This is a genomic window from Streptomyces sp. NPDC058240 (genome assembly GCF_042882135.1).
Classification (GTDB): Bacteria; Actinomycetota; Actinomycetes; order Streptomycetales; family Streptomycetaceae; genus Streptomyces.
On record NZ_JBHVWT010000048.1, the window covers coordinates 1 to 24,879 of the forward strand.

Annotated in this window: 24 protein-coding genes and 1 pseudogene; 12 read left to right on the plus strand and 13 right to left on the minus strand. The window is 69.3% G+C overall.

Translation table 11 applies throughout. The annotated features are described in order from the left end of the window. Positions 1-303: 303 nt before the first annotated feature. Positions 304-984, minus strand: coding sequence for a response regulator (locus ACFVX4_RS35725; RefSeq protein ID WP_389985793.1), 681 nt, complete (start codon positions 982-984; stop codon positions 304-306). A gap of 264 nt (positions 985-1,248) precedes the next feature. Here ACFVX4_RS35725 and ACFVX4_RS35730 point away from each other — a divergent pair, with 264 nt between their 5' ends. The 3 genes from ACFVX4_RS35730 to ACFVX4_RS35740 all read left to right on the plus strand — a co-directional run bounded on the left by ACFVX4_RS35730 (position 1,249) and on the right by ACFVX4_RS35740 (position 4,856). Next, the gene (locus ACFVX4_RS35730; protein ID WP_389985797.1) at positions 1,249-2,220 is read left to right on the plus strand and encodes an ABC transporter ATP-binding protein; all 972 of its coding nucleotides are present in this window, start codon (positions 1,249-1,251) and stop codon (positions 2,218-2,220) included. A gap of 44 nt (positions 2,221-2,264) precedes the next feature. After that, positions 2,265-3,035 carry an ABC transporter permease gene (locus ACFVX4_RS35735; protein ID WP_389985800.1) on the plus strand — a complete coding sequence of 257 codons (771 nt, stop codon included), beginning with the start codon at positions 2,265-2,267 and terminating at the stop codon, positions 3,033-3,035. Positions 3,036-3,158: 123 nt separating this feature from the next. Next, complete coding sequence (locus ACFVX4_RS35740; protein ID WP_389985803.1) at positions 3,159-4,856, plus strand: sensor histidine kinase; 1,698 nt, start codon at positions 3,159-3,161, stop codon at positions 4,854-4,856. Positions 4,857-5,145: 289 nt separating this feature from the next. On the opposite strand, the gene ACFVX4_RS35745 is transcribed toward ACFVX4_RS35740, so the two are convergent. Next, a complete protein-coding gene (locus ACFVX4_RS35745) occupies positions 5,146-5,928 on the minus strand; it encodes a Tn3 family transposase (protein WP_389985807.1) in 783 nt (260 codons plus the stop codon). A gap of 204 nt (positions 5,929-6,132) precedes the next feature. Between ACFVX4_RS35745 and ACFVX4_RS35750 the strand changes: the two genes are divergently transcribed. The 4 genes from ACFVX4_RS35750 (at position 6,133) to ACFVX4_RS35765 (ending at position 9,736) form a co-directional block, all read left to right on the plus strand. After that, complete coding sequence (locus ACFVX4_RS35750) at positions 6,133-6,561, plus strand: VOC family protein (protein ID WP_389985811.1); 429 nt, start codon at positions 6,133-6,135, stop codon at positions 6,559-6,561. A gap of 146 nt (positions 6,562-6,707) precedes the next feature. Beyond that, positions 6,708-6,944 (plus strand): hypothetical protein, encoded by a 237-nt coding sequence (locus ACFVX4_RS35755; protein ID WP_389985814.1) that lies wholly within the window; start codon positions 6,708-6,710, stop codon positions 6,942-6,944. Further along, a complete protein-coding gene (locus tag ACFVX4_RS35760) occupies positions 6,934-7,191 on the plus strand; it encodes a hypothetical protein (protein WP_331747910.1) in 258 nt (85 codons plus the stop codon). The genes ACFVX4_RS35755 and ACFVX4_RS35760 overlap by 11 nt, the downstream gene beginning before the upstream one ends. Before the next feature lie 397 nt (positions 7,192-7,588). Then, positions 7,589-9,736: a PQQ-binding-like beta-propeller repeat protein gene (locus tag ACFVX4_RS35765; protein WP_389985818.1), complete on the plus strand. Its 2,148-nt coding sequence runs from the start codon at positions 7,589-7,591 to the stop codon at positions 9,734-9,736. 191 nt (positions 9,737-9,927) lie between these two features. On the opposite strand, the gene ACFVX4_RS35770 is transcribed toward ACFVX4_RS35765, so the two are convergent. The 7 genes from ACFVX4_RS35770 to ACFVX4_RS35800 all read right to left on the minus strand — a co-directional run bounded on the left by ACFVX4_RS35770 (position 9,928) and on the right by ACFVX4_RS35800 (position 14,681). Next, complete coding sequence (locus ACFVX4_RS35770) at positions 9,928-10,077, minus strand: hypothetical protein (protein WP_389985821.1); 150 nt, start codon at positions 10,075-10,077, stop codon at positions 9,928-9,930. A 71-nt stretch (positions 10,078-10,148) separates the two neighbouring features. Beyond that, positions 10,149-11,579 carry an MFS transporter gene (locus ACFVX4_RS35775; RefSeq protein WP_389985824.1) on the minus strand — a complete coding sequence of 477 codons (1,431 nt, stop codon included), beginning with the start codon at positions 11,577-11,579 and terminating at the stop codon, positions 10,149-10,151. Beyond that, positions 11,576-12,208: an ArsR/SmtB family transcription factor gene (locus tag ACFVX4_RS35780; protein WP_389985826.1), complete on the minus strand. Its 633-nt coding sequence runs from the start codon at positions 12,206-12,208 to the stop codon at positions 11,576-11,578. Before ACFVX4_RS35780 ends, ACFVX4_RS35775 begins: the two co-directional genes overlap by 4 nt. A 117-nt stretch (positions 12,209-12,325) precedes the next feature. Further along, positions 12,326-12,652 (minus strand): Tn3 family transposase, encoded by a 327-nt coding sequence (locus ACFVX4_RS35785; protein ID WP_389985829.1) that lies wholly within the window; start codon positions 12,650-12,652, stop codon positions 12,326-12,328. A gap of 613 nt (positions 12,653-13,265) precedes the next feature. After that, on the minus strand, positions 13,266-14,075 hold the full coding sequence (locus ACFVX4_RS35790; RefSeq protein ID WP_389985887.1) for an IPT/TIG domain-containing protein: 810 nt from the start codon (positions 14,073-14,075) through the stop codon (positions 13,266-13,268). Positions 14,076-14,340: 265 nt separating this feature from the next. After that, a complete protein-coding gene (locus ACFVX4_RS35795) occupies positions 14,341-14,523 on the minus strand; it encodes a hypothetical protein (RefSeq protein ID WP_389985832.1) in 183 nt (60 codons plus the stop codon). Then, positions 14,520-14,681 (minus strand): hypothetical protein, encoded by a 162-nt coding sequence (locus ACFVX4_RS35800; RefSeq protein WP_389985835.1) that lies wholly within the window; start codon positions 14,679-14,681, stop codon positions 14,520-14,522. The genes ACFVX4_RS35795 and ACFVX4_RS35800 overlap by 4 nt, the downstream gene beginning before the upstream one ends. 329 nt (positions 14,682-15,010) lie before the next feature. Between ACFVX4_RS35800 and ACFVX4_RS35805 the strand changes: the two genes are divergently transcribed. Then, positions 15,011-15,907 carry an aminoglycoside phosphotransferase family protein gene (locus ACFVX4_RS35805; protein WP_389985838.1) on the plus strand — a complete coding sequence of 299 codons (897 nt, stop codon included), beginning with the start codon at positions 15,011-15,013 and terminating at the stop codon, positions 15,905-15,907. Positions 15,908-16,782: 875 nt separating this feature from the next. Here ACFVX4_RS35805 and ACFVX4_RS35810 read toward each other — a convergent pair. Beyond that, complete coding sequence (locus tag ACFVX4_RS35810; RefSeq protein WP_389985841.1) at positions 16,783-18,252, minus strand: M1 family metallopeptidase; 1,470 nt, start codon at positions 18,250-18,252, stop codon at positions 16,783-16,785. Between the two features lie 553 nt (positions 18,253-18,805). On the opposite strand from ACFVX4_RS35810, the gene ACFVX4_RS35815 reads away from it, so the two are divergent. Then, the gene (locus ACFVX4_RS35815) at positions 18,806-19,273 is read left to right on the plus strand and encodes an IS5 family transposase (protein WP_389985844.1); all 468 of its coding nucleotides are present in this window, start codon (positions 18,806-18,808) and stop codon (positions 19,271-19,273) included. Here ACFVX4_RS35815 and ACFVX4_RS35820 read toward each other — a convergent pair. Genes ACFVX4_RS35820 through ACFVX4_RS35830 form a run of 3 tightly spaced genes read right to left on the minus strand, consistent with a single transcriptional unit; the run spans position 19,239 to position 22,898 of the window. Beyond that, entirely contained in the window at positions 19,239-21,413 is a 2,175-nt protein-coding gene (locus ACFVX4_RS35820) for a xanthine dehydrogenase family protein molybdopterin-binding subunit (protein ID WP_389985847.1), read from the minus strand. The two genes, ACFVX4_RS35815 and ACFVX4_RS35820, sit on opposite strands and share 35 nt — an antisense overlap. 17 nt (positions 21,414-21,430) lie before the next feature. Next, positions 21,431-22,408 (minus strand): FAD binding domain-containing protein, encoded by a 978-nt coding sequence (locus ACFVX4_RS35825; RefSeq protein WP_389985850.1) that lies wholly within the window; start codon positions 22,406-22,408, stop codon positions 21,431-21,433. Position 22,409: 1 nt separating this feature from the next. Next, positions 22,410-22,898, minus strand: a complete 489-nt coding sequence (locus ACFVX4_RS35830) for a (2Fe-2S)-binding protein (protein ID WP_389985853.1) — start codon at positions 22,896-22,898, stop codon at positions 22,410-22,412. A gap of 319 nt (positions 22,899-23,217) precedes the next feature. On the opposite strand from ACFVX4_RS35830, the pseudogene ACFVX4_RS35835 reads away from it, so the two are divergent. The 3 genes and pseudogenes from ACFVX4_RS35835 to ACFVX4_RS35845 all read left to right on the plus strand — a co-directional run. Continuing rightward, positions 23,218-23,322 (plus strand): annotated as a pseudogene (locus ACFVX4_RS35835) (transposase family protein); the annotation flags it as partial. Positions 23,323-23,406: 84 nt separating this feature from the next. Beyond that, positions 23,407-23,643, plus strand: coding sequence for a hypothetical protein (locus tag ACFVX4_RS35840; protein WP_389985890.1), 237 nt, complete (start codon positions 23,407-23,409; stop codon positions 23,641-23,643). Positions 23,644-24,059: 416 nt separating this feature from the next. Then, positions 24,060-24,659: a DinB family protein gene (locus ACFVX4_RS35845; protein WP_389985856.1), complete on the plus strand. Its 600-nt coding sequence runs from the start codon at positions 24,060-24,062 to the stop codon at positions 24,657-24,659. The last annotated feature ends 220 nt before the right edge of the window (positions 24,660-24,879 follow it).

Consider the following 24,879-nt stretch of genomic DNA (forward strand, 5'->3'; position numbering starts at 1 on the left):
AGCACGACAGGACTCTCCGATCAGCCCCGATACGCCTGTGCCACACGTTCCAGCGACAGCAAACGTGGCATCACGTCACATACCGCCCTCTCAGAACTCACTGACATCGATCATGGAAAAGAACGCCAAGTGACTCCCGGAGTCAGCGCGAAACGACATCCGCGGAGACCGACACAGCCGACCTCGGCTGCATATGTCGTTGAGGTGTGACGACAGGCTGGCGGGCGCCGCCGCGCCACCCCGGGTGCTCGGCGTTTTTGTGGCCGAGGACTGATCGGCACGTGGCGGAACGCTGACACCAGGTCAGCCACGGCGTGGCGGGACCAGGCCGGCCTCGTACGCGGCAATGGCCGCTTCCACCCGGTTGCGTGCGCCCAGCTTCGCGAGCACCGCGCTGACGTGCGCCTTCACCGTGCCCTCGACCAGGTGCAGCCGGCTCGCGATCTCCGCGTTGGACAGCCCCGTCCCGAGTCCGGCCAGCACCTCGCGCTCCCGTTGGGTGAGCCGCTCCAGCGAGCGGTGGGGATGTGCCGCCCGGTGCGCGCGCAGCCCGGCGATGACCCGGCCGGCGACCCGCGGAGACAGGTAGGCCCCTCCCGCTCCCACCGCCCTTACCCCGTTGAGCAGTTCCCTCGGGTCGTCCGCCTTCAGCAGGAAGCCGTCGGCGCCCTCTTCCAGGGCGCGGGTGACGTACTCGTCCTGACCGAAAGTCGTCAGCATGATGACACCGACGGCCGTCAGCTCCCGGTGAAGCCGCGCCACCGCCGTCAGCCCGTCCAAGCCGGGCATCTGGATGTCCAGCAGGACCACGTCCGGCCGGTGCCGGCGGGTGAGCGCAATGGCCTCGTGCCCGTCACTTGCCTCGGCGACCACCTCGATGTGCGGGTCCCTGGCCAGGATGGCCCGCACACCCGCCCGGACCATCGCCTCGTCGTCGGCCACCAAGACCCGGACCGGCTGGCTGCTTGGTGTCGTCTGTTTCACGCGGCGAGCCTACGGCCAGCGCAGCACCGTGTGAACGGCGAGCCCTACAGATCCGCCCTGGGGGCGGGGCGCACCCCCCACGAAGGGCAGGACGCCGCTGCCGTTCGACCAATGGGCGCCGGCGCCGCGGACTCCTAGCGTCGCTTCTGTACGGGAAACGAGGCGGCCGCCCCGGGCCGGGCCCACCACGCGTCGGGCGGTGCACTCCGCCGTCGATTTCCGCGTGCTGTATTCCGCGGTCCGCGACCGACACGAAGGAACTCTGTGATCACCCTCCTAGGACTCACCAAACGCTATGGCGACACCCTCGCCGTGGACGAGCTGACATTCGACGTCCAGGCCGGCCGTGTGACCGGCTTCCTCGGCCCCAACGGGGCCGGGAAGTCCACCACGATGCGCATGATTCTGGGCCTGGACCACCCCACGTGCGGGCGGGCCCTGATCGCCGGCCGGCCGTACGCGGAACTGCGACGGCCGCTGTGCGCGGTCGGCGCGATGCTGGACGCCCGGGCCGTCCACCCGGCCCGTTCCGGCCGCACGCACCTCGTCGCCCAGGCCCGGGCCAACGGCATCCCGGTACGCCGCGTGGACGAGGTGCTGGAGAGGGTGGGCCTGACCAAGGCGGCCCGCCGGCCGGCAGGCACGTACTCACTCGGCATGAGCGGGCGACTCGGGGTGGCGGGCGCCCTGCTCGGCGATCCGCCGGTGCTCGTCCTGGACGAGCCGGTCAACGGCCTCGACCCGGACGGCGTGCGGTGGATCCGCCGGCTCGTCCGTGACCAGGCGGCCGAAGGACGCACCGTGTTCCTCTCCAGCCACCTGATGAGCGAGATGCAGCTGACGGCCGACCATCTCGTCGTCATCGGACGTGGCCGGCTGCTGAGCGACACCTCCATGACGGAGTTCCTCGCTGCCGCCTCTCCCGCGGCGGCACGCGCCGTGGTGCCCGACCCCGAGGAGAGGGCGACGCTGGTCCGTCGCCTGATGGCGGCTGACGGGGTGAGCGTCGAGACGACCGCGTCCGGCGAACTCACCGTCGAGGGCCGCACCGCAGCCGAGATCGGCGACCTGGCCCACCACTGCCGAGTCCGGTTGCACCAGCTGAGTGACGTGCGGGTCTCGCTGGAGCAGGCGTACATGGACCTGACCGCGCGCAGCGTCGAGTACACGACGGGCGGCAGCGGCGCGGACACGACCGCCGTGGCCGCGGCACCGAGCGAAGGGGGACAACAGTGACCACGGCGACGACACCCGGCAGGCGGACGGACCCACCCCGGGCCGTGCCCGACACTCCTGGCCGGTGGACACCCGATGGCTTCGCCGGGGCGATCGCCTCCGAATGGACCAAACTGTGGTCCGTCCGAGCCCCCTGTCTCTGCCTTCTGGCGGCCCTCGCGATCACGGGCGTCTTCACCTACTACTACGCTTCGATCGCCCGCATCAACGAGCATCCGATCCAGCCCGTCGGGAACGCGGCGGCCTCCTCCGCCGTCCTCGTCCAGTTCGCCGTCGTCGTCCTGGCCACGGTCGCGGTCACCTCCGAATACTCGACGGGAAGCGTGCGGGCTTCCCTGTTGTCGGTGCCCCGGCGGCATCGGGTCCAGGCGGCGAAGGCACTGGTGACGGCCGTGGTCGCGTTCGTCGCCGGCACCACGTTCGCCGTCGTGGGCACGGCGGTGGCCTGGGTGGCGTTCGACGGACGGGCCTCCTTCGAGGTCGGCCCGACGCTCCTGCAGGTCCTCGCGGTCGGTCTCTACCAGGCGCTGGTGGCCGTGCTGGCCGTCGGGGTGGCGTTCGCCACGCGCCACCCGGCCGGCGCGCTCTCGATCCTCGTCACACTCCTGTGGGCACTGCCGAGCGTGCTCCTGGGGCTCGGAGGCCCGGCGCTCGCGGACGTCAACGACCATCTGCCGCACGGATCCGGAGACCACTTCATGCGCCTCGGCGCCGAGGCCCCGTACACGCCGGCGACGGCGGTCCTGATCGTAGCGGCGTGGGCCGCGACCGCGCACCTGATCGGCCTGTACGTGCTGCGCCGCCGGGACGCCTGACCCGGCGTCCGAACCGGCCCGGAAGCCCTTGCCGTGCCCACCCTCTCGCCGGGTGTCCGGGCCGGTCCCACAGAATCGACCCGGGCAGTTGAGAACATCCATCGGAGGGACGGTCGACGCGCCATGCCGCACACGCGCATACCCCCAGCCAGGTCCGTGCTCGGCGACGTTGCCTTGTGGGGCGTGCTCGCCGCCGCCACCGGCTACGGGTTCCAGGAAGCGGGCGCAACCGCCGCGCCGGCCTTGGACCTGCTCCTCCCGTTGGCCGTCCTGGCGGTGGCCGTGCCGCTGTCCCGCCGCCGGCCGGGGGCCGCGGTCGTCCTGGTCAACGGGCTGTGCGCGCTGGGCATGGCCGACTCCGCGACCCCCGCCAACGCCCACGTCCTGTCGCTGGCCGCCCTGAGTTGCCTGCTGGGCGCCCGGGTCGCCGCGGCACGGCGCCCGCTTCTGTTGCTCGCCGGGTGCCTCGCGGCCGATCTCGCGACGTGCGTGGTGCTGCGGACACAGGCCGTGTGGTGGTTCTACGCGCTGACCGTGCTGCCCGCCGCCCTCCTGTTGCCCTGGCTGGCCGGGCGGCACTGGCGTGGCCGACGCGAACTCGTACAGGAGGGCTGGCGGCTGGCCCGGAGCCTGGAAGAGCGGCAGCACCTGGTCGCTGAGCGGGCGCGGCTGACCGAACGCGCGGACATCGCGGCCGACATGCACGACTCCCTCGGCCATGCCCTGAGCCTGGTCGCCCTGCGCGCCGGGGCCCTGGAACTCTCCCCTGACCTCACCGACCGCGACCGCACCGATCTCGCCGAGCTGCGCGGGACGATCACGGACGCCGTGGAGCAACTGCGGGAGACCGTCGCCGTCCTGCACGACCCGCCCGGAACGGAGACGGGTGCGGGCCCGCCCGTCAACGACACCGTCGAGGACCTCCTCGGACGGGCGGTCGCCTCCGGAGTGCCGGTGCGCTGGGAGCGGCGCGGGACAATGCCCACGCTGTCCCCCCTGGTCGAACGGGGGATGTACCGGGTGGTGCAGGAGGCCCTCACCAACGCCGTGAAGCACGCGCCGGACAGTGCGATCCGGGTGCGGATCACACACGAGGCCGACCGTACCCGCGTGAGCGTCGTGAACGCCGCTCCGCCGACTGACAGGCCGGTGCACGCGGCCGAAGGCCCGACGGCCGGCGCCGGCCGCCGGGGCCTGATGGGGCTTCGGGAGCGGGTGACGGTTCTCGGGGGCTCCTTGCGGACCGGCCCGTATCAGGGCGGGTTCCGCGTCACCGCCGTCCTCCCGCACCAGGCCACGGCCCGCCCGGGGACACCGGCGCCGAAACCTGGGACGGCGCCCGGAACACGGGCCAGGACCCGCGGGCGGCACACCGAGTCCGCATTGCCGTCCGGAACTGCTCTTCACCCAGCCCCGGACACGGACACCGGCACACCGGAATCCGCCAAGCGGCTCGCCTCTGTACGGAGCGCCGCCCGCCGCCGCTCTATCGCCGCCTTCGCGGCGCCTGCCGTCGCAGCCGCCGTCTTCGTGCCCACCGCCGTTTACCTGGCCTGGCAACTGACGACGAGCGTGCTGCCGCCATCCCGGTTCGACGAGCTGACCACCGGCCGGCCGCGCGCCGAACTGGCCCCTCTGCTGCCGGCCCGCGCCTACCCCTACCCGCCCGACCACGCCCGTTCCGCACCCCGGCCGCCCGGCGCCACGTGCGAGTTCTACCGTTCCGGCCGCGACCTGTTGGACGAGGTCGACCTCTACCAGCTCTGCTGGTCCGGCAACACGCTGGTGACGAAGGACACCGTGCCCGCAAGCCGACCCTGACCCGCGACATCTGCCCGGCCCGTGGCTGATCGAGGAGTACCTTCCTGAGATCCGGCAGCTCGAACACGCCCGCTTCGCACCGCTGTCCACCGTGGTGGAAGCCCTTGAAGCGCACACAGTGCTCCCGTTCCCCATTCCGCGCGACTTCACCGACGGCTTCCGGATCGCGTACTGGCGGCGTCCGGAGCACTACCTGGACCCCGTCATTCGACAGGCGAGTTCCACATTCGCCCAGCTTCCCGCGTCCGTGGTCGAACCGGCGATCGCGCGACTGCGCGCAGACCTGGCTTCAGGAGCCTGGCACCGCCGTCATGCCGACCTGCTGACCCGGGACGCCGTCGATCATGGCTACCGCCTGCTCATCGCGGGCCGGTGATTCCGGCACGGCATGACGCAGGCGGTGACGGCTTCGCACCCGCTCGGCGGCCTTGTGCGACAGGCGGCAAACCGCTTGTCGCCGCGGAAGGTCACCGGCAGTGGCTGGGGACAGAGGACGCAGCTCGCAGCGGCGCACCCGCCCAGCCATGCTGCCCCGGTCACGCGGGGGACCGTCGCGCTCTCGCTCTCGGGGGCGCGCTGGCCGGGCAACGTCGCGGCCCGGGCGGTCAGGTCCAGCTCCAGGCGGCTGTTCATGTCCGGCTCGAACCGGCCGTAGGGGGTTCACGTGCGTCCAGAACAGTGGGGACAGCGCCCGCCGGTCCGCGTCGGTGAGCGTGTCGGCCCACTTCGGGTCGGCGAGGACCTGCCGTATCAGCAGCGTGTTGACGTGAGCCACAGCGGACTGGAGCAGATGAAGGGCGAGCATCGACACCTCCTGGGACTCCTTGTCCTGCCCGGCCAGGTCACCATCCTTGCCGTAGAAGAGGTCCTTGTTCGCGCTGTTCCAGTTCTCCACGACCTGGAGGCCCTCGTGGATCTCCTGGCGCAGATCGACGTCTGCGAGGTAGTCACAGATGAACGCCGTACGCACCGCCCGGCCCAGCTCCTCGATCGCCTGGTAGGCGGGGTGCTTGGGGCCGCCGCGGGTGAAGCGGCGCAGGACCTGCTCGGCCTCGGCGGTCCCCTTCCTCATTGGCAGCCGAGTCGTCGTGGAGCGTCGGGCGGCCGATCGATGGAAGCCACGAGCAGCAGAAGTTTGAAAGCCACACCCGACGCCCCTGGGTGGGAGAACCATACGAAGGGCTCGCCCTGTCCCGCAGACAACGTGGGGAAGTTTGATTTCCCCTGGTCGGAGCCTCGCTGCTGAGCGGCCTTGCACCCTGAGAGGATCGGGGGCATGACAGACTCCCCTGTGCAGGTCAATGCCCTCATCGTCGATGCCACCGACCCCGAGCGGCTCGCTGTGTTCTGGTCCGAGTTGCTCGGCAGGCCGGTCGTGGGCCGCATGGGCCCGTATGTATGGCTTCGGCGAGAGAACGGCCTCGGCCTGGGCTTCCAGCAGACCGACGAACCCACATCGGGCAAGAACCGCATGCACTTCGACATCACCTCGCCCAACCCCGCAGCCGAGCAGCAGCGGGTGGAGACGCTCGGTGGGCGCAGACTGGAGCAGTACGACGAAGGGGGGTTCCTGGTGATGGCGGACCCTGAGGGCAATGAGTTCTGCATCATCCCGGAGGGCACCTTCGAGCTCGACGACGAAGGACGCGCGAACTACCTCGGCCAGCAGGACCGTTTGTGCCTGGGGGCGACGTCCACCGCCTGACCCTGCACGGCCCAGGCGCCGTTGCCGACATCGACGACGGCCTGCGGGAGGCCATCGTCTCCGGCCGGTACCGTCGCCGCGGGTTTCGTCCGTACCGCCCCGGCGCTACCGTGAGAACACACGCCAGCAACGCCCAGGAGCCCCGGATGAGTCAGCAGTCGGCCACCGCGCCCGTACCCGACCGTCAGCCCCTCGATGAGCACGCCGCTGCATCGATCCGGGCCTACGCGGCCGACCAGCGCGCACGAGTCGACGTCCTCGCCTCGGTGCTGGAGGACATCGCCGAACACGGCTACCCGGCCGCGGAGTCCGGCGTGCTGTGGGAGGACGCCCGCGACGCCCACCTCGCCCGTCTCGCCGACGAGCAGCCCCGTGTCGCCTGAGCACGCACCGCGCCGGTCCCAGGTCGTCCTGGTGGAGCCCGCGCTCAGCCAGCTGGCGAAACTCACACCGACCGAGACGCACCGCCTGGACCGCGCGGTCGTCGCGATCAGCGCCAACCCCGAGATCGGTGCCCCGGTGCCCGACACCCTGCTGCGCGACTACAAGGACGAGATCGACGGCGTACGGGTCATCTACTTCGTGACGGCCCTGAAGACGATCACGATCGTGGCGTACGTCGAGGCCTGAGCAGCAAGCAGCAGCGGCCCGGACCCGTGTCCGGGGGGCTTCTGTGTCTTTTTCCCGGTGCGGTGAAGAGGGTGGCGGGATGCCGCTCGGTGCTCGGCTGCGGTGTCCGGTGGTCGGAGAGCGTTGACACGGCGAGGCCGCGGTACTCGGGCGCTGCTCGTGCAGCGGACCGGCCGTCGCACGGGTCAGATGCTGCCGGTGGCCCCCGCTGCTCCATCGCGCTCGGGCCCTCCTCAGCAGAGTGCTGCGGCAGGATTGCACGGCGGTCGGCGGGGCGCGCTGTCGTCGGCGTTGTCACCCGTCGCCGGGTTACACGGAAACCCGGTGCACATGAGGCGAGGTGACATAGAGTCATCTGCGACGGCATGGGGGGTGCGGGTCGGTGATGACCGGGCGTGTGGATCCACAGCGTATCGGTCCGTATACGGTGCTGCGCAGACTCGGCGGCGGCGGAATGGGCTTGGTGTATCTCGGCGTCGGAGGAACGGGGTGCGCCCACGGTCTCGCGGCCGTGAAGGTGATCCGCCCCGAGTACGCCGAGGACCGGCAGTTCCGGCGCCGGTTCGCACACGAGGCGCGGACCTCGGCACGGGTCTCCGGCCCCGGTATCGCGGCGGTGCTGTCCGACGGGGTGGACGAAGACCCGCCATGGCTGGCCACCGAGTTCGTCCCCGGCCCTTCACTGGGCGAGGCCGTCCGTACGTACGGGCCGCTGGACGTGCGCCGGCTCGGCGTCCTCTTGGCGGCGGCCCTGCGGCAGATCCATACGTCCGGGCTGGTGCACCGCGACCTCAAGCCGTCCAACGTGATGATGGGGAACGGCGGCCCGGTGATCATCGACTTCGGGATCGCCCGCGCCTACGAGGACACCCGGCTGACCCGGACAGGTGTCGTCGGTACGTCCGGATACATCGCTCCGGAGTACCTGCGGCACGGCCGGTTCGACGCCCGTTCCGACGTGTTCGCGCTCGGCGCGGTGCTGGCGTTCGCGGCGTCGGGGCGGTCGTCGTACGGAACAGGCAACCCGGCGGCCGTCGATGTCCGGGTCCTGTCCGAGGACCCGGACCTGACGGGGATCGATCCGCCCGTGGCCGACCTGCTGCGCGCTTGTCTGGCCCGGGATCCCGCCGAACGCCCCACACCGGCGAGGCTCGAGACTGCGCTGTCCAATCTGCCCGGTGGGGCGCCGCCCTGGCCGCCACCCGCGCTCGCCGCGGAGATCGCCCGCCAGACCAGGGAGGCCGCCGAGCAAGTCAGGTATGTGCCGACGGTGGTGGACCCGGCCGCCGACCCTCTGCACGGCACCCGGACCCGTACCGCAGCACGGCCTGTGTCGCCGGTGTCGCAACCGCAACCGCAACCGCAACCGCAGCCGTCGTCGCAGCGGAGTCTTCGGCCGGACCCGCCCTTGCTGCAGGGGTTTTCGCCGTCGGCGGGCTCCGGTCGCAGGCGGCTGCCCCGCCGAAAGCTGCTTCTCGGCCTCGCGGCGTTGTCGGCGACCGGAGCCGGGGCCTACAAATTGGCCGGAGTCTTCCAGGAGGAGCAACCGGACCCGAGGCAGAACTGGCACTTCGCACCGGGGAGTGAGATGGGCGAGGCGGTGATGGCGGGCGGCACGCTCTATCTCGGGAGTTACAAGAACAGCAACCTGTACGCGGTCGACGCGGCCACCGGCCGCCGACGGTGGGCCTACACCGCGGAGAGCGGCATGGCCGACAAACCTGCGGTCCTCGGCACCACGGTCTTCGCGGCGAGTTCGGAGGGCAGGCTTCACGCGGTCGACATCGTTACCGGCCGCGGCCGCTGGGACGTACCGCTGGCCAGTCTCGGAGGGGTCTCAGTGGCGGCGGGCGACAAACTCGTCTACGCCCGCGCCACAGACGGCTACCTGTACGGCCTCGACCCCGCCACCGGCCGCCGGCGCTGGCGCTTTCAGACAGGGGAGGGCATGCCGACGGGCCGGACCCCCGTCGCGGCAGACACCGTTTTCGCCATGACCAACAGTGGCGTGCTGCACGCCGTGGACGGCTCCACGGGCAGGCGCCGATGGAAGTTCTCCGGCACCGGCGACACGACCAGCGGATCGCCTGCCGTCCACGGCGGTACGGTCTGCCTGGGCACCCGGGAACACTGGGTGCACGCCCTGGAAACCGCCTCGGGCAAGCAGCGCTGGAAGCGCCGGCTCGGGGGCAGCATCAATGACGTCCACGTGCAGGGCGACGCCGTCTACGCCCACTGTCAGGACCAGTTCCTCTACGCCCTGGACGCGAGGACGGGCAAGCAGCGCTGGCGGTGCGAGATCGGTGCGGGCACCGAGGCAGTCGCCGTCGTCGGGGACACCGTCTACGCGGGGAGGTCCCATCCGAGCAAGCTCCTGGCTCTCGACTCCCGCACGGGAAAGACGCGCTGGGAGGTGCCGCTGAGGGATCCGTCCGCCCTGCCGTGGAGCGAGGACGACGCCCGGATCTCCTCAGAGATCCACATCAGCGGCCGCAACGCGTACTTCACCGCTCTCGGTCTGTACTCGTTCCGCATCGATCCCTGACGCGCCGGCTCCGGGTCCCGGGCGCTTGCCGTCACCCTTCGCACGGTGCACCGCAGGACCGCCCGGCCGGCAACGGCCGATCCGTCGCAAGGGCGAGTCGCTCCAGGTCCAATGGGAGCGGCAGCGTCCGATCGACAATGCGTGGTGCTGCGGGGGACCGGCTGAGCCTGTCCCCCGCAGCACCAGCAGGACTACTTCCTGTCGAGCTTGTGCGACGCCTCCCAGTGCCTGTCCTTGAGGACGTTGTTGTAGTAGGAGTTCGGGAGCTTGTTGGTCGCACTCGGCAGACGCTTGTCGTTGCGCACGATCCTGCTGTAGCCCTTGAAGACGGCCATGGACATGTGCAGGCAGTTGTTCGTGTGGACGTCGTATCCGCGGTTGCGGACTGCGGTGTACCAGGACTGTGCGGTCTTCAGGTCGCCATCTGCGGTGTTGATGCAGCGGTAGCGCTTCGGGTTGTTGGTCCCGGCGCTACTGATTCGGCATGCTGATGGTGGTCGGAGCCAGCGGTGCTCGGGGAGGACGACACGATGTGTGGCTGAGGCGTTGCCGCCGGAGTCCGGGGTGTGGTCCCGCTGCAGTGAATCCACAGGAGAGCTCCTGCAAGCAGCACGGTGCCTCCCAACAGCCAGGGCAGCGGGCCTGACGGAAGGACGCCAATGATCAAGCCGGTGAGAGCTGCCACCAGTTGCTGGGCGAGAGACTGGACGGACAGCGCGGTGGCCCGGCCCGAACTTGCGACACGGCGATGCAAGAGGTCGTTCTCGCTCGGCCCCGCAGCGCCGAGCCCGAGGTAGACCAGGCCGTAGCCGATGGCCGCGAGGACCATGGAGCCGACTCCTGTGAACGCTGCGGTGGCGCCGAGCAGAAGCAGGCCGCTCGCGCTCGCGCCGAGGCTCACCATGACCGCACGCTCGCCACTGCCCGCAAGCCGAGCGGTCAGCGGTGCGAGGTGGCTGCCGATACCCGCGCAGATGAATCCGGCGCAGGCGAGTGCGGCAAAAAGCACCGCCCCCGACTCCGATGCGCCCGTGAGGGCCGCGGCACGGCCCGGCGTGAGCAGTTCGATCGCGGCCAGAGCGCTGCCGGCGGCCCCTGCGCTGAGGAGCACCCGGCGGATCAACGCGTCGCGGCCCCCCAGACGCAGTCCGCCGATGACGGTGGCCGGGATGCCTCGGAGTACGTCGGGCAGGGTGGCTGTCGGCCGGGGCGGCTCCCACAGAGCGGTCAGGACATACAGCACGAAGGCGATCTCGACCGCTGCACCCAGCAGCATCGGAACAGAAAGGGGCAGCACCAGCTCGGACGTTGTCTCGCTCAGTCGGGCGCCGAGGTCGGGGCCGAGTCCGAGCAGCCAGGGAAGGGCACCGCCGAGCAGGGTGCCCGTGGCGAGCGCGGCAGATGTCGCGGAGCCGCCGCGGGCCAGCCCGATGCGCAGTTCGGCGTCGGGGCCGGAGTGCGCCTGGACGGTGTCGACGTACCAGGCTTCGGCCGGGCCACTGGACAGGGCACGGCCCGCGCCCATCAGGGCCATGCCGAGGCCGAGCAGCCAGGGAGCAGTGCCCAGGCCCACGAGGGTCAGGGCGGCCAGGTTCAGCAGGCCGGCGGCGGCCAGAACAGCGCGGCGTCCGAGGACGTCGGACAGTCCTCCGGTGGGCAGTTCCAGTGCGGCGGCGGTGAGGGAGTGCGCGGCGAAGAAGCCCGCGATGGCCGCCATGGCCATGCCGCGCTCGGTGAACAGCAGGATCCCGGGAGCGATGCTCAGTCCCAGTGGCAGCCAGAACAGAACGCAGACCGTGATGTAGCGGCGGCGTGCGGTACGTATGTCCAGCGGCCCGGTCATGACGCGTCCTCGGCATCTGTCCCCGCGGGGGCAGAGCTGTCCGCCTCAGCGCCGGGGTCGCGCGGTGCCAGGGGCAATCCGGCGGTGAGGAGTACGACCTGCGCTGCGCGCGGATCTTCTGCATCGCGGGTGGTCAGTTCCTCCACCTTCCGGTCGAGCACGTCCCAGAGTTCGGTGAGCGACTCGGGGGTCAGCCGGGGCATCAGGTCGTTGAGTCCGGACGGCTCCACCCATTCCTGGCCCAGCCGTCCATCGGCGATGTCGGCCTCGTGCCGGGCGAGAGAGGCCTCCAGGTGCTCGATCTGGGCCCTGCGCGACAGGCTGACCCAGGCGCGGCTGCCCATTGCCTTGTTACTCCAGGAGGTCACGAAGTGCACGGCCTGCCAGCGGCGCTCCCGCCCGTCACGGTGCTCGGCCTCGGCGACGAACGCGTACTTCGCCAGAACCCGCAGGTGATAGCTCGTGGAAGCGGACGACTCCCCGGTCCTGACCGCGAGTTCACTCGCAGTGGCCGGGCCGTCCTGTCGCAGCATCCCCAGCAGCCGGATACGCAGAGGGTGCGTGAGTGCCTTCAGGGCTGCCGCGTCCTGCTCGGGGTCGAGTACGCGTTTCTGCTCTTCGCTGACCATGACGGGAGGGTAGAACGCCTCAGAGGCTTTCCAGAAGTATTTTTGCAGAAATTCTTTTGGAAAGTTGGCTGTTAGCCCGCCTCGCCGGCACCGCGTCGGTGACGGGACTGGACAGCCTCACGTGTCCGTACGTTCCTCGGCCGGCTCCTCATCGCCCGCCGTTCGGGGGCCGGGCGCCGTGACCGCGGTGAGGTCGAGGCGGGCGGCCATGTCGAGGTTGACCTCGCCGTACGGACGCACGTGGGACCAGAACAGCGGGGTCAGGCCACGCCGGTCGGCCGGGGTGAGCAGATCTGTCCACTCCGGTTCGTCCAAGACGTCCTGGAGCATCAGCGTGTTCACGTAGACCAAGGCCGACTGCAAGACTCTGAGGCAGAGCACGAACATCTCCTGCTCGTTGCGCCGGTTCGAAGCGATCTCCCCGCCCTTGCCGTAGGCGATCACGGAGTTCGCGCCTCGGCGCCGACGAGCCCGGCCTGTCTGGGCCCTTCGGAGCCTGGACCGATCAGGACGGCCAGGAAGACGAGCATGAACCGGCCAGGGACGCTTTCGCCGAACCGCACTGCTGATTCGCCAAGATCATCTCACTGCCCCTTTTGGGCTCACCTTGGCTGGACCCCACCAAGGGAGCGAAGAAGGGCCAGCACCCGTCCGCCGCGACCGTCATGCGGATGCTGCGCGAGCACGACGAAGCAGCCGCGCCGTGACGCGAACGCGGCTGCCTTCGATCCCAAAGCTACTGGCGGGTTACTTGTCGGTTGGTTCGCCGCTCGTTAACGGCACCCCAAGGGGGCTGGTCGGCTCCGGTGTTGTTGAGCGGGACGTGTGGGTATACCTGGTCATTCTCCGGTGGCGAAGGGACGGGCCCGATGGCTCAGCTGACGACAGGGCCTAGCGGCGCATCGTCGCAGTCGTGTGCTCGTCCGTGTGGCGAGCGGGCCCCGGAGCCGGCCGGGTCCGGCGGACACGCTGTTGGGCGACGCACGGCACGACACGGGTCGCGCCCGGGGCCCGGGCCTCCGGCTCCGGAATCCCGTTTTTAGGTGCCGGTTGGGTGTCAGACACCTGGTCCGGTGAGATAGGTGTAGCCGCCGGGCAGGCTGAAGCTGCCACCGGGGGTTTTAACGATGACGTCAGCTGCGCCTGCTGCGTTCGGCGGTGCGACAGCGGCGATCTCGGTATCGGAGACGACCGTGAACGGAGCGCTTGGCCCACCGGCTTGAATGGCGTTGGAGCCGATGACTACCTGCTCGGTCGAACTCAGTTCGGTGCCGGTGATGGTGACGGCCGTGCCGCCCGACGACGGCCCTGAGGCGGGATCGAGGGCGGTGATCGTCGGGTTGGCGAAGTAGCTGTAGCTGATGCCGTCGGCGCTGCCTCCTGCGGTGACCACGGTGATCGGAACGGTGCCGACACCGCTTGCCGTGGGTACCGTGACGGTGATCTCGCTGTCGCTGACGCCGGTGATCGTGCCCGCGTTGGGCCCGAAGTCCACGGCACTGGCAGTTGCCAGGTTCAGGCCGGTGATGGTGACGGTGTTACCGCCGCTGAACTGTCCCGCGTCGGGGCTGACGGAGACGACCAACGGCGGCCCCGTGTAGAAGAACGGTTCCGGGTTACTGGTGCCGCCGGAGGTCGTGACCGTCACAGCCACCGTCCCCGTTCCCGAAGGTGAGATGGCGGTGAGCTGGGTGGGCGAGACATTGGTGATGCTGGTGGCCGACTTGGAGCCGAAGCTCACTGCGGTTGCCCCGCCGAGGTTCGTGCCCGTGATGGTCACTGTGGTGCCACCAGCTGTGGTGCCCTGATCAGGAGAGACAGGCATGGCGTTCCTTACGCAACGTAGACGTTGTGCGAGCCGTTGCATCTCCTCCACGCAGGACGCGTGTTGCGACATCGCTGACGCGGAAATCGCCAGGCACCGTGAGCGGGGCCCGGCACACGCCGATGGCAGCGCACCCTTCGAGGAGGGATGGGCAGCCCACCGGTTCAGTGGTATCAGTAACCCATCCCAGCTAATTGCATGACAAGAGAGCTGACGCCTCGTCACCCATTTGGCCGAGCGTGCGAATCCCTCGCCCCTACCGAGTGGATATCAAGGACCTGGGTCGACGCCGCTTCCGGCAATCTGGTCAGATTTCCCGTATGACAGGTTTCGCGGACATGTCTTCGCGGTGCTTGCGCAGTTGCCGGTACGGCGTGGAACGGCTGACGCTGAGCTCGGCGGCAACCCGCTCGGGGATCGCGCCGTCCTTGATCCGCTGAGCGGCTCCCGCGCGGGTGGTCGCGTTGAGCTTCGCCGGACGCCCGCTCACGAGGTTGCGGGTCCCGACGGAGAGGGGCGGGCTGCCCGGCCGACTTCCTGAGCTCGCTCGCGGGCCGCGACCTGCTGCAGTTCGCCGTAGCGGTGGAGTACCTGCGGATCGCCGATGTGTTCGGCAGCCGCGATGGCGGCGTCGAGGACTCCGTCCATCCAGAGTCGGGGAATCCCCTGCAGATCTGCTCCAGGTTGCCCAGGACCTGCCGGTTCATCTCCACCACCCGTGCCTGGCCGCGGGCCTCGGCGGCGGAGACGATCTGCAGCAACTGCTGGCGCTGTTCGCGGTGCTGTGGCAGGAACTCGGGGGTGGTGATGAACATCGGGCAGGTCAGGCAGGCTTCTCTGAACTTTGGGGCCGCTCCGGCCCAAAGCCTCTGATCTGCAGCTCTCTGAAACCGAATTGGTGACGCCAGAGGAATCACAGCGAGACGTTCCGGAGAGTGAGAGTCGCCCCGCCTTCCACCTCAGTACTGTGACTTCGCATGACCGACACCGAGATCGAGATCACCGCAGACCTGGTCCGCGACCTGCTGCAGGAGCAACATCCAGACCTTGCAGAGCTGGCCATCCGCGAGGTGGCGGGCGGCTGGGGCAACCAAATGTGGCGCCTCGGGGACGAGTTGGCCGTGCGCATGCAGCGCATGGACCCCACCCCGGAGCTCCAGCTCAAGGAACGACGGTGGCTACCCGTGCTGGCCCCGCGCCTGCCGCTCCCGGTGCCGACCCCGGTGCGGCTCGGCGAACCGTCCGAGCGCTTCCCCAAGCACTGGACCGTAATGACGTGGGTTCCCGGCGAGCCGCTGGACCACGGCTCGATCAGCCGCGGCGCCCACGCGGCCGACACGCTGGCGGGCTTCCTCCAGGCGCTCCATGTGGAGGCGCCCGCCGAGGCCCCGATCGCCACGGACCACGGTGCCCATCCCAGAAACTGCACGGACGCCTTCGAGAACTTCTTCCAGGCCGTTGCCCCCGACGACATCGCTGCCGACATCCGGGCCGTCTGGGACGACGCCGTCGCGGCCCACGCATGGGAGGGCCCGCCGGTGTGGGTACACGGCGACCTCCATCCCGCGAACGTCGTCGTCACGGACGGAACGCTCTCTGGCATCGTCGACTTCGGTTGCATGATCGCCGGCGATCCGGCGTGGGACCTCGCCGCCGCATGGGTACTGCTACCCGCGGGCACGGCCTCACGGTTCTTCGACACGTACGCACACGCAGACGAGGCGGCGATCCGGCGCGCCCGCGGGCTGGCCGCCATGAAGAGCCTCTTCCTGATGCTCATGGGGCAGAACGGAGACCGGGGCCTTCCCGGCGGCAAGCCGAACTGGGGACCTGCAGGCCGGGCGGCACTTGATCGCGTTCTGAAGGGCGTTTGATTCTTGGTTGAGGGCCATGCGGCAGCCCGCCTTCGTGGGTTGGCAATCCGGGATCCTGGGACTACTCCGACCTGATCGTGCGCTGGTCCGACGGCGAGCTGACCTTGTACCGCGGTGCCGGGGAGGAAACCGACAACTTCGACAAGGAGGTTCGTCTCGTCGCGCCCAACGGTACCTGGAAGCACGCCGCGACCATGGCCGCGGGCGACTTCACCGGGGCCGACCGCGACGACCTCATCGTCCGATGGACGGACGGCGAACTGACGCTCTATCCCGATGTCGACGAGAAGGGGCTCCACGGCGAAGTACAGCTGCAGAAGCCCAACGACCTGTGGAAGCACGCCACTTCCATAACCGGTGGTCGCTACACGACCAGCAACAAGTGGGCCGACGATCTCCTGGTCCGCTGGAGCGACGGTGAAGTCACCCTGTACACCGACGTCAACCGCGACGGCTTCCACGGCGAGAAGAAACTCGCTGCGCCCAACGGCACCTGGAAGCACGCCTCGACGATCGCGTCGGGCGACTTCACCGGCAACGACCAGCACGACCTCATCGTGCGCTGGACGGACGGCGAACTGACCCTCTACAAGGACATCGACCAGAACGGTTTCCACGGCGAGATCCAGGTCAAGAAGCCCAACCGGCTCTGGACGCACGCCACCATCCTGGGCGCCGGCGACTACACGGACAACCGCCACCCGGACGACTTCCTGGTGCGGTGGTCCGACGGTGAGGTGTCCATGTACCCGGATGCCGACGAGACCGGCCTGAACCGCGAGATCACGCTGGTGTACCCGCCTGCGCAGGGCCTCCTGCCGACTGGAGAAGGGCCTTCCCCTGGGGAGAGCCCTTCTCTCGTCGGATCGCCCTCCTCACATCCGGGAGGGCTTCTTCTTGTCGAAGAGCCAGGTGTCGAAGAGCTCGGTCAAGTCCTTCCCGGACTTGCTCTCGCACAGGGCGATGAACTGCCGGGTGTCAGCATTGCCGTGCCGGTGCTGCCGGGTCCAGGTACGAAGGATGCCGAAGAAGGTCTCGTCGCCGACGGCCCTGCGCACCTTGTGCACGACCATGGCACCGCGTCCGTAGACCGGCGGGTCGGAGACGCGCCCTCCGCTGGGCGGATCCGCTGGCGGGAACGCCCAGATGCCCTCGCTCTCGGCGTCCGTGCCGTCGTAGAAGTCCTCGAAGATCTCCGTGGTGCTCCTGTTGCCCCGCTCCTCCTCCCAAAGCCACTCCGCGTAGGTGGCCAGACCCTCGCTGAGCCACATGTTCTTCCACTTGCGCGGGGTGACGGAGTTGCCGAACCACTGGTGTGCCAGTTCGTGCACGAGCAGCGCCTCTTCGGGCGCCTCGCCGAAGTAGGGCTTGGTCTGGGTCTCCAGGGCGTAGTCGAGCCCGGGCAGGTGGTCGACGATGGCACCGGTCGAGGAGAAGGGGTAGGGACCGAAGCGTTTGCCGGCCCAGTCGACGATCTCGGGCACCAGGTCTGCGACATCGGCGGAGTCTTCGGCCTCGTCGGGGTCGATGGCGACGTAGACGGGCACGTCATCGTCCGTCCAGTCCTTGTGGATCTCGAAGTAACCGACGGAGACGTGTGCGAGGTAGCTGGCCATGGGCTCCGCAGTGCGCCAGTGCCGGGTCACCGTTTTGCCCTTGTCCTCCTCCGTGATCAGCTCACCGTTGCTGATCACGTCGTAGGGGTCGCCGTCCTCGTCCTTGGGCACGGTGACCGTGGTGTCGTACGTGGCCTTGTCCGACGGGTGATGGTTGCCCGGGAACCAGGTCATGGAGCCGGACAGCTGACCCAGGGCCGTCGAGCCGTCGTCGGTCTCTATCCAGCCTTCCAGGCCTCCGTCGTCGTCCTTGAGCGTGCGCGGTGTGCCGTCGTAGGTGACGACTGTCTTGAAGACTTCGCGGTTCCTCACCGTCTTCGCCGGTGTCACGAGCAACTCGTCCTCCGAGCGGGCGACTTGGGCCTTGGCTCCTTGTACCGTGGTGGTGCGTACCCGCAGCCCTGACAGGTCGAGGTTGAAGCGGCTCAGGTCCTGCGTGGCCCGCGCTGTGATGACCGCCGTGCCCTTCAGGTGGTTGGTCTCGGGCACGTAATCCAGCGTCAGCCCGTAGTGCACCACGTCATAGCCGCCATTGCCGAGCGCTGGGAACAGCCGATCCCCCACTCCGGCCGTGCCGGGCTTTCCGACCGCGACGGCACCGTTTCCCGGTGCGGAGCCGGTGCAGGACGTCGTCACGGCCAGGAGGAGTGCTGTGGCCGGAGCCCAGCCGGACAGACAGCCCGAGACCGCCGACCGAGGCCGGCTGCCCTTCGCCATATGCGGTTTCATCTCGTGTCTCCCATCGATCGCAGGACGCGAGACGTCAGAAAGTCGGCATCGTCTATTGGTTGCTTCAAGATTGGCAAAAGTTCTTTACGCGCCTTGCGGCTGACATGGCGACGTTCGTGATCCATGATCAAGGTGAGCATGGGCCGCGCTGACCACCGGCCTTCGGCTCTGCACGGGGGAGAGAGAAATGGGCCAGTACACCGAGTGCAGGGGCTCCGGCACAGGCAGGCAAAAACCAACTCGCCGCTCCGCTCGGACGGAGATCGCTCCGTTCTGACGAAGTTCAAGGCATGACACCAGTGCCTCTTGGCGCCGCTGTCCGGCGCGCACTGAGGCAGTCCCGCGCGCGAGATCGGGCCGCTGCCGGCCCAGGGCCCCGGGGAGAGTCGGCGGTTTCCAGGGGGCCGTGGCGCCGAGTCGGCCGGCGCCACCCTTGAGCCGGTGGTGGGTACGGATCACGGTCGGGCATCTCCTGTTCGGCGGGCGGTACGACGCCATGGTGTCCTCCGCCGGGGCCGCGCGGACGGGAAGGGCTCCTGGGGTCTGTCGTCAAATGATCTTGTGTGGTGGATCATGGTCGGTGATACGTCGCCATGAACTGTCTGATGCCGAGTGGGAGTTCGTCCGTCCTCTGCTGCCTCGGTCGGAGCGAGGGCGGAAGCGGCTGGACGACCGGACGGTCCTCAACGGGATCGTCTGGAAGTTCCGGACGGGCACGGCCTGGCGGGACGTGTCAGAGCGGTACGGATCCTGGGCCACGCTGCACACCCGCTTCCGCCGATGGGCCAGGGACGGCACCTTCGAGCAGATGCTCCGGGAAGCCCAGGTGCGGGCGGATGCGGCCGGTGAGGTCGACTGGCTGGTGTCGGTCGACTCCACCATCGTCCGAGCCCACCAGCACGCGGCCGGGGCCCGAAAAGGGGGCTCCGAAACCCGGTCATCCCGGAACGGGCCGACCAAATCCGCAACCGGGCCCGGCCCGGCTCTTACATGCGGGGGTCCAGAAGCTTTTCCGGTGTGATCGGCAGGTCCCGCACGCGCCGCCCCGTCGCGTCGAACACCGCGTTGGCCACGGCCGCCGCGATGCCGGTGGCGGACAGCTCACCGATTCCCTTGGCGCCGAGCGGTCCGGCGTGCGGGTCGAACTCGTCGACGAAGGACATGTCGATGTGCGGCGGGATGTCGGCGTTCACCGGCAGTGCCACCCCGGCGAGGTCCTGGGACAGCCAGCGGCCGAGATTCGGCTCGAAGCGGCTGGCCTCCATGGCGGCCATGCCCCAGCCCCACACGAGTCCGCCGATCATCTGGGAGCGGGCGGTGCGCTCGTTGACGACCGCGCCCACGCTGTAGACGCCGGTCGCGCGGCGCAGCCGCAGCAGCCCGAGGTCCGGGTCGACGCCGACCTCGATGAACATGGCGCCGAAGGTGCGGGAGGCGACACCGGGCGCTCCCGCGTCGGCGGACGCGCCGCCGGGCAGCACCATCTCGCCGTTGCCGACCACCTCGTCCAACTCGGCCGCGCGCAGGATGTCCGTGTACGGTCGGCGGTGCTCGCGCCAGATGAGGGCGCCAGAGTCGGCGCGCACCTCCTCGGCCGGCCAGGACATCAGGTCGGCGAGCCGGCGCAGCGCGTCGTTCGCGGCCAGGTGGACGGCGGTGCCCATGGCGATCGTGGTGCCCGAACCGTAAGTGGGACCGGCGTATGGCAGCTCCGTGTCGCCGGAGATCCCCTGGACGGAGCGGATGTCGATGCCTAGGGTCTCCGCGGCGATCTGCGGGAAGATCGTGGTGGAACCCGCGCCGATGTCGGTGTAGCCGGCTTCGACCTTCGCGGTGCCATCGGCTCTCAGCCGCACCCGAGCCTGCGAGGTGAACCGGAACTGGCCCTGCGTGCAGTCGGCCATGCCGCAGCCGATGAGCCAGTGCCCGTCCCGGGTGCCGTCCTTGGGCCGGTCCCACCAGCCAAAGCGCCGGGCACCCTCCTCGTACGCCTCCCTGAGCTTCTTCGAGGACCAGGGCGTGCCGTCGGCGGGGTAGCTCTCCGCGTAGTTGGCTAGGCGCAGGGTGAGCGGGTCCATGGACAGGGTGTGCGCCAGCTCGTCCATCGCGGAGCCGAGCGCCCAGGTGCCAGGGCCGTCGATGGGCGAGCGCATGAACGACGACAGGTTGACGTGGCCGCGCCGCACCCGTTGGCTGGTGGAGATGTTCGGGGAGGCGTACAGCGCCTTGGCGGGCACGGAGCCGAACTCGACGTAGTCGTCAGTGATGGCGGTGACGTTGTCGACCTCGTGGACGACCGCCTGGAGTTCGCCGCTGGCGTTGGCACCCAGCAAGACGCGGTGCTCCATCAGCGGCTGGTAGCCGACGATGCTGTACATGTCCTGGCGGGTAAGCACCAGCTTCACCGGCTGGCCGACCGCCTTGGCGGCTTGGGCGGCGAGGATCTCGTGCGGCCAGATGAACGCCTTGGTGCCGAAGCCGCCGCCGGTGTGCGGATTGATCACCCGCACCTTGTCGGAGGCGATGCCGAAGACCGCGGCCAGGGCGTCCCGCACCGCGTACACGTGCTGGACGGAGTCGTGGACGGTCAGCCGGCCGTCGTGCCACTCGGCGAGGATCGCGCTCGGCTCCATCGGGTTGCCGTGCCGGGACGGCTGCGTGTAGGTGCCGGCCGCGCGCACGGGCGCCTCGGCGAGCGCGCCGGCCGCGTCGCCCTTGCGGAACTCCTGCGCGTCGAGCATGCCGTAGCCGCTGTCCGGCGACGGCGGCACGGACACCGCCGTGTCCGGGTTGATGAACGGCTCCCGCTCGTACGACACCCGCACACGCGTCACAGCGCCCTCGGCCGCTTCCAGGGACTCGGCCAGGACCATCGCCACGGGCTGCCCCCAGTAATTGACGACGTCCCCCTGCATGGGAAGGAAGCGGGTGGCGAGCGGAGGGCTGGGCACCCCGGCGAATGCCTCGTCGACGCCCGGCAGCCCGGTCAGCACATGGACGACGCCCGGCTCCCGCCGCGCCTCCTCGACATCGAATCCCGTGACCCGGCCGGCGGTGATCGTCGCGCCGACCAGGGCCGCGTATAGCTGGCCTTCCGCGTTGTAGTCGGCCGCGTACGTCGCCGCTCCAGTGACCTTGGCGGGGCCGTCCTGCCTGGTCACGCCACGAATGCCGGTCATCATGCCTCCAGGGCTAGGTCGAGGGCACGCAGTGCGGTGTTGCGAGCGAGCGGGATCTTGTACGCGTTCGAGGACAGCGGACGGCTGGCGGAGAAGCCGGAGGTAACCGCGTCCCTCACCGCAGGGCTGCCCGGGCGCAGGCCGACGAGCGCCTGTTCCGCGTCGTACAGCCGCCAAGGACGCAGCGCGACCGAGCCGAGGGCCAGGCGGGCGCGGGAGATCAGGCCGTCTTGGACCTCGACGGCGGCGGCCGCCGAGACGAGCGCGAACTCATAGCTCTGGCGCTCACGCACCTTCACGTACGCCGACTTGGGCGCGGGCGTGCCGATCTCGATGCCGGTGATCAGCTCGCCGGGGCGCAGCACATTGTGCGCCGACGGGTCCTCACCGGGCAGGGTGTGGAACTCCGTCGCCGGAATCCGGCGTCCGCCGTCCACGTGCTCGGTGGTGATCTCCGCGTCCAGACAAGCGAGGGCAACGGCGGGGTCCGAGGGCTGTACGGCCACGCAGTCCTCGGTCCAGCCGAAGATGGCCAGCCGCTCGTTGGCGCCGTGCAGGGCGGCGCAACCGGAGCCAGGGACACGCTTGTTGCAGGCGACCGGTCCGTGAGAGCGGAAGTAGGGGCACCGGGTGCGCTGCACAGGGTTGCCGCCGATGGTGGCCAGGTTGCGCAACTGCGCGGAGGCGGACTTGAGGATGGCCTGGGAGAGCACCGGGTACGATGCCTCGACGCGCGGGTCCTGGGCCACGTCGTTGAGCCGGGCGAGCGCGCCGATGCGCAGGCCATCGCTGTAGGTCGTGATCTCGTTCAGATCGGGCAGTCGCCCGATGGCGACCAGTCGGCGTGGTGATTCGATGCCGGTCCGCATCCAGTTGAGCAGTTCCGTGCCGCCGGCGAGGAACCTGGTGTCCGCCGTGCGCACGTTGTCCAGGGCGGCGGGCAGAGATTCGGCGCGTACGTAGGTGAACGGCCACATGTCACTGCTCCTTTCCGGCCGCCGCCTCGACGGCCGCGGCGATCTGGGGGTATGCGGAGCAGCGGCAAATGTTGCCGCTCATCCATTCGCGGATCTCGTTGTTCGAGCCGGTGTGACCCTCCTGGATGCAGCAGACGGCAGACATAATCTGGCCAGGCGTGCAGAATCCGCACTGGAAGGCGTCCGCCTCAATAAAGGCTTGCTGGACGGGGTGGAGTTCGTCGTCCCGGGCGAGTCCTTCGATGGTCGTCACCTCGGAGCCGTCGGCGCTCGCGGCCAGCACTATGCAGGCGTTGACCCGGCGCCCGTCGAGGTGGACCGTGCAAGCGCCGCACTCGCCGCGGTTGCACCCCTTTTTCGTTCCGGTCAACCGAAGACGCTCGCGGAGGAGGTCGAGAAGGGTTGTCCGCACGTCGCACGTGACCTGTGTGTTTGTCCCGTTTACCTGCAGAGTCACGGTGGCTTCGGGGGTAGAGGACTCGTCTGACATGCATTGCTCCTGGGGCGGCAGATCTCAGGAAGATGGACATTTTTCATGAGGATTAAAATATTTCCTATATGAGAGGATACGTAACCTAATTCAACATTGACGGTGCAAAGCGCTGATAGTCGTTGCCTGCTGAGGGCCGTCACTCCGTTCTCGGGGCATCCTCTGCGCCTCGCTGCGCCGCACAGGCTGCTCGTGCGAGCGCCGACGCCCCACGGGGAGGGCTGAACACTTCAAGGCTTGTGTGACCCCCGTGACCAGGCATCGGTCACTTGACTGACGGTGCCGACTGCCGCCCTTGGCCTGCTCCGGCCACGCGCCCGTGCTGCTCGTGGTGGCCTACGGGCGAACAAACCTGACGTTGCGCCAGCTTGCCCCGCTCTTCGGCATCTCGAAGTCCGCGGCCGACCGCGTCATCGACCACCTGGTCCACTCCGCCCGGCACGCCTGCTGCCCGGGTCGAGCTGCGGCGGCTCGCTCACCGCCAGGAGCAGCGCGGGACGAGAGCGGCATGACCCGGCCGGACGCCCTGTCCGCCCGGCAGGAAGCGATCCTGCGCACGATCCGGGACTGGATCGCCGAGACCGGCGAGAGCCCTTCCGTCCGGCAGATCGGCGAACGGGTCCGTCGCCTACCAGCTCGGCCGCCTCGAAGCCCGCGGACTGGTCAGCCGCACCGGCCACCGCTGGCGCTCCTGCCGCCTCGTCTCCTGACCACGGTCACGCCGGGCGGGGCACGAGTCGGGTGAGTGTCCTGCGGAACGCCCCGAGCTGGGCGGGTCGGCAATTGGGTCAGCGGCCGGGGGTGTCCGGCCCGGCCGCGGTGGCCGTGCACGTCTTCGTCCGGTGCGTACACCTCAGGGGTGACGTACTGCGGCGTCGGCCAGGAGGACGGCGTCGGCCGGGCCGGGTGGCTGCTGCATCGGACGGCGATGACGGGTCCGGCTGCGCACAGACCTCTTCTGTAGGTAAGTAGTCGGCGTGCCGCCTGGCCGTGGCGGACCCTGCGGCCTGCGGTTTTCCCTCCATCGCACTGGATCCTGGCGAGACCAGGAGCGCGACGTGAGGCGCGACCAGAAGTGCGACCAGGAGCAGCCCTCCGGGAGCGGGGCACCGGGTTGTCCCATAGAGCCGGCTGTCAGTGCCAGGTGGAAGACTGCCCGGCATGATCAAACCGAATCCGAAAGCGGACCTTCTCCGTTACCTGCAAGACGGGCGTGACGCCCTGTTATGGAAGCTGGATGGGCTCTCGGAATACGACATCCGCCGCCCGTTGACCCCCACGGGCACGAATCTGCTGGGGCTGGTCAAACATATCGCCAGCGTGGAGCTGGGGTACTTCGGCGACACGTTTGGGCGGCCGTTCTTCGACGAGGAGCCGCCACCCTGGTGGTATACGGAGGATGCAGAACCCAACGCGGACATGTGGGCCACTGCAGACGAATCGCGTGAAGACATCGTTGGGCTGTATCACCAGGCGTGGGAGCACTCCAACAGCACGATTACGACGCTGACGCTTGACGCGATCGGTCACGTCCCGTGGTGGCCGGAGGAGCGACGAGAGGTGACACTGCACCACATCCTGGTGCGCGTGATCTCCGATACTCAGCGGCACGCCGGCCACGCCGACATCGTGCGAGAGCTCATCGATGGATCCGTCGGGTACCTGCAAGGCAAGGACAACATGCCACCAGGCGATCAGACATGGTGGGAGGACCACCGGCGCCGACTGGAGCGCGTGGCGCGGGAAGCCGGTAACAGCTGATCTCGCCCTGCTGCCGCCGACCCCGCCGACTCCCGGGTCAGCTGGCTCGGGGCCGCTCAGCCTGTGCTTTGGTGTGAGCGAGGCGGCACGACGCTCGTGCAGCTCGGCGCGGTAGCGGCAATCTCACTTGATCAGATCAGCCGCGACGTCCTTGAACGTCCGGCTGCCGGCCGAAGCCCGCCACAACGCGATCGCGTCGGACCGGAACTCCGCACTGTAC

Excerpts from the sequence above, each read along its gene's own strand:
- ACFVX4_RS35740 (WP_389985803.1), top strand. The coding sequence starts at position 3,159 with ATGCCGCACACGCGCATACCCCCAGCCAGGTCCGTGCTCGGCGACGTT.
- ACFVX4_RS35745 (WP_389985807.1), bottom strand. The coding sequence starts at position 5,928 with ATGAGGAAGGGGACCGCCGAGGCCGAGCAGGTCCTGCGCCGCTTCACC.
- ACFVX4_RS35750 (WP_389985811.1), top strand. The coding sequence starts at position 6,133 with ATGACAGACTCCCCTGTGCAGGTCAATGCCCTCATCGTCGATGCCACC.
- ACFVX4_RS35755 (WP_389985814.1), top strand. The coding sequence starts at position 6,708 with ATGAGTCAGCAGTCGGCCACCGCGCCCGTACCCGACCGTCAGCCCCTC.
- ACFVX4_RS35770 (WP_389985821.1), bottom strand. The coding sequence starts at position 10,077 with ATGTCCATGGCCGTCTTCAAGGGCTACAGCAGGATCGTGCGCAACGAC.
- ACFVX4_RS35775 (WP_389985824.1), bottom strand. The coding sequence starts at position 11,579 with ATGACCGGGCCGCTGGACATACGTACCGCACGCCGCCGCTACATCACG.
- ACFVX4_RS35780 (WP_389985826.1), bottom strand. The coding sequence starts at position 12,208 with ATGGTCAGCGAAGAGCAGAAACGCGTACTCGACCCCGAGCAGGACGCG.
- ACFVX4_RS35790 (WP_389985887.1), bottom strand. The coding sequence starts at position 14,075 with ATGCAACGGCTCGCACAACGTCTACGTTGCGTAAGGAACGCCATGCCT.
- ACFVX4_RS35800 (WP_389985835.1), bottom strand. The coding sequence starts at position 14,681 with ATGGACGGAGTCCTCGACGCCGCCATCGCGGCTGCCGAACACATCGGC.
- ACFVX4_RS35805 (WP_389985838.1), top strand. The coding sequence starts at position 15,011 with ATGACCGACACCGAGATCGAGATCACCGCAGACCTGGTCCGCGACCTG.
- ACFVX4_RS35810 (WP_389985841.1), bottom strand. The coding sequence starts at position 18,252 with ATGAAACCGCATATGGCGAAGGGCAGCCGGCCTCGGTCGGCGGTCTCG.
- ACFVX4_RS35815 (WP_389985844.1), top strand. The coding sequence starts at position 18,806 with ATGATCTTGTGTGGTGGATCATGGTCGGTGATACGTCGCCATGAACTG.
- ACFVX4_RS35825 (WP_389985850.1), bottom strand. The coding sequence starts at position 22,408 with ATGTGGCCGTTCACCTACGTACGCGCCGAATCTCTGCCCGCCGCCCTG.
- ACFVX4_RS35830 (WP_389985853.1), bottom strand. The coding sequence starts at position 22,898 with ATGTCAGACGAGTCCTCTACCCCCGAAGCCACCGTGACTCTGCAGGTA.
- ACFVX4_RS35840 (WP_389985890.1), top strand. The coding sequence starts at position 23,407 with ATGACCCGGCCGGACGCCCTGTCCGCCCGGCAGGAAGCGATCCTGCGC.
- ACFVX4_RS35845 (WP_389985856.1), top strand. The coding sequence starts at position 24,060 with ATGATCAAACCGAATCCGAAAGCGGACCTTCTCCGTTACCTGCAAGAC.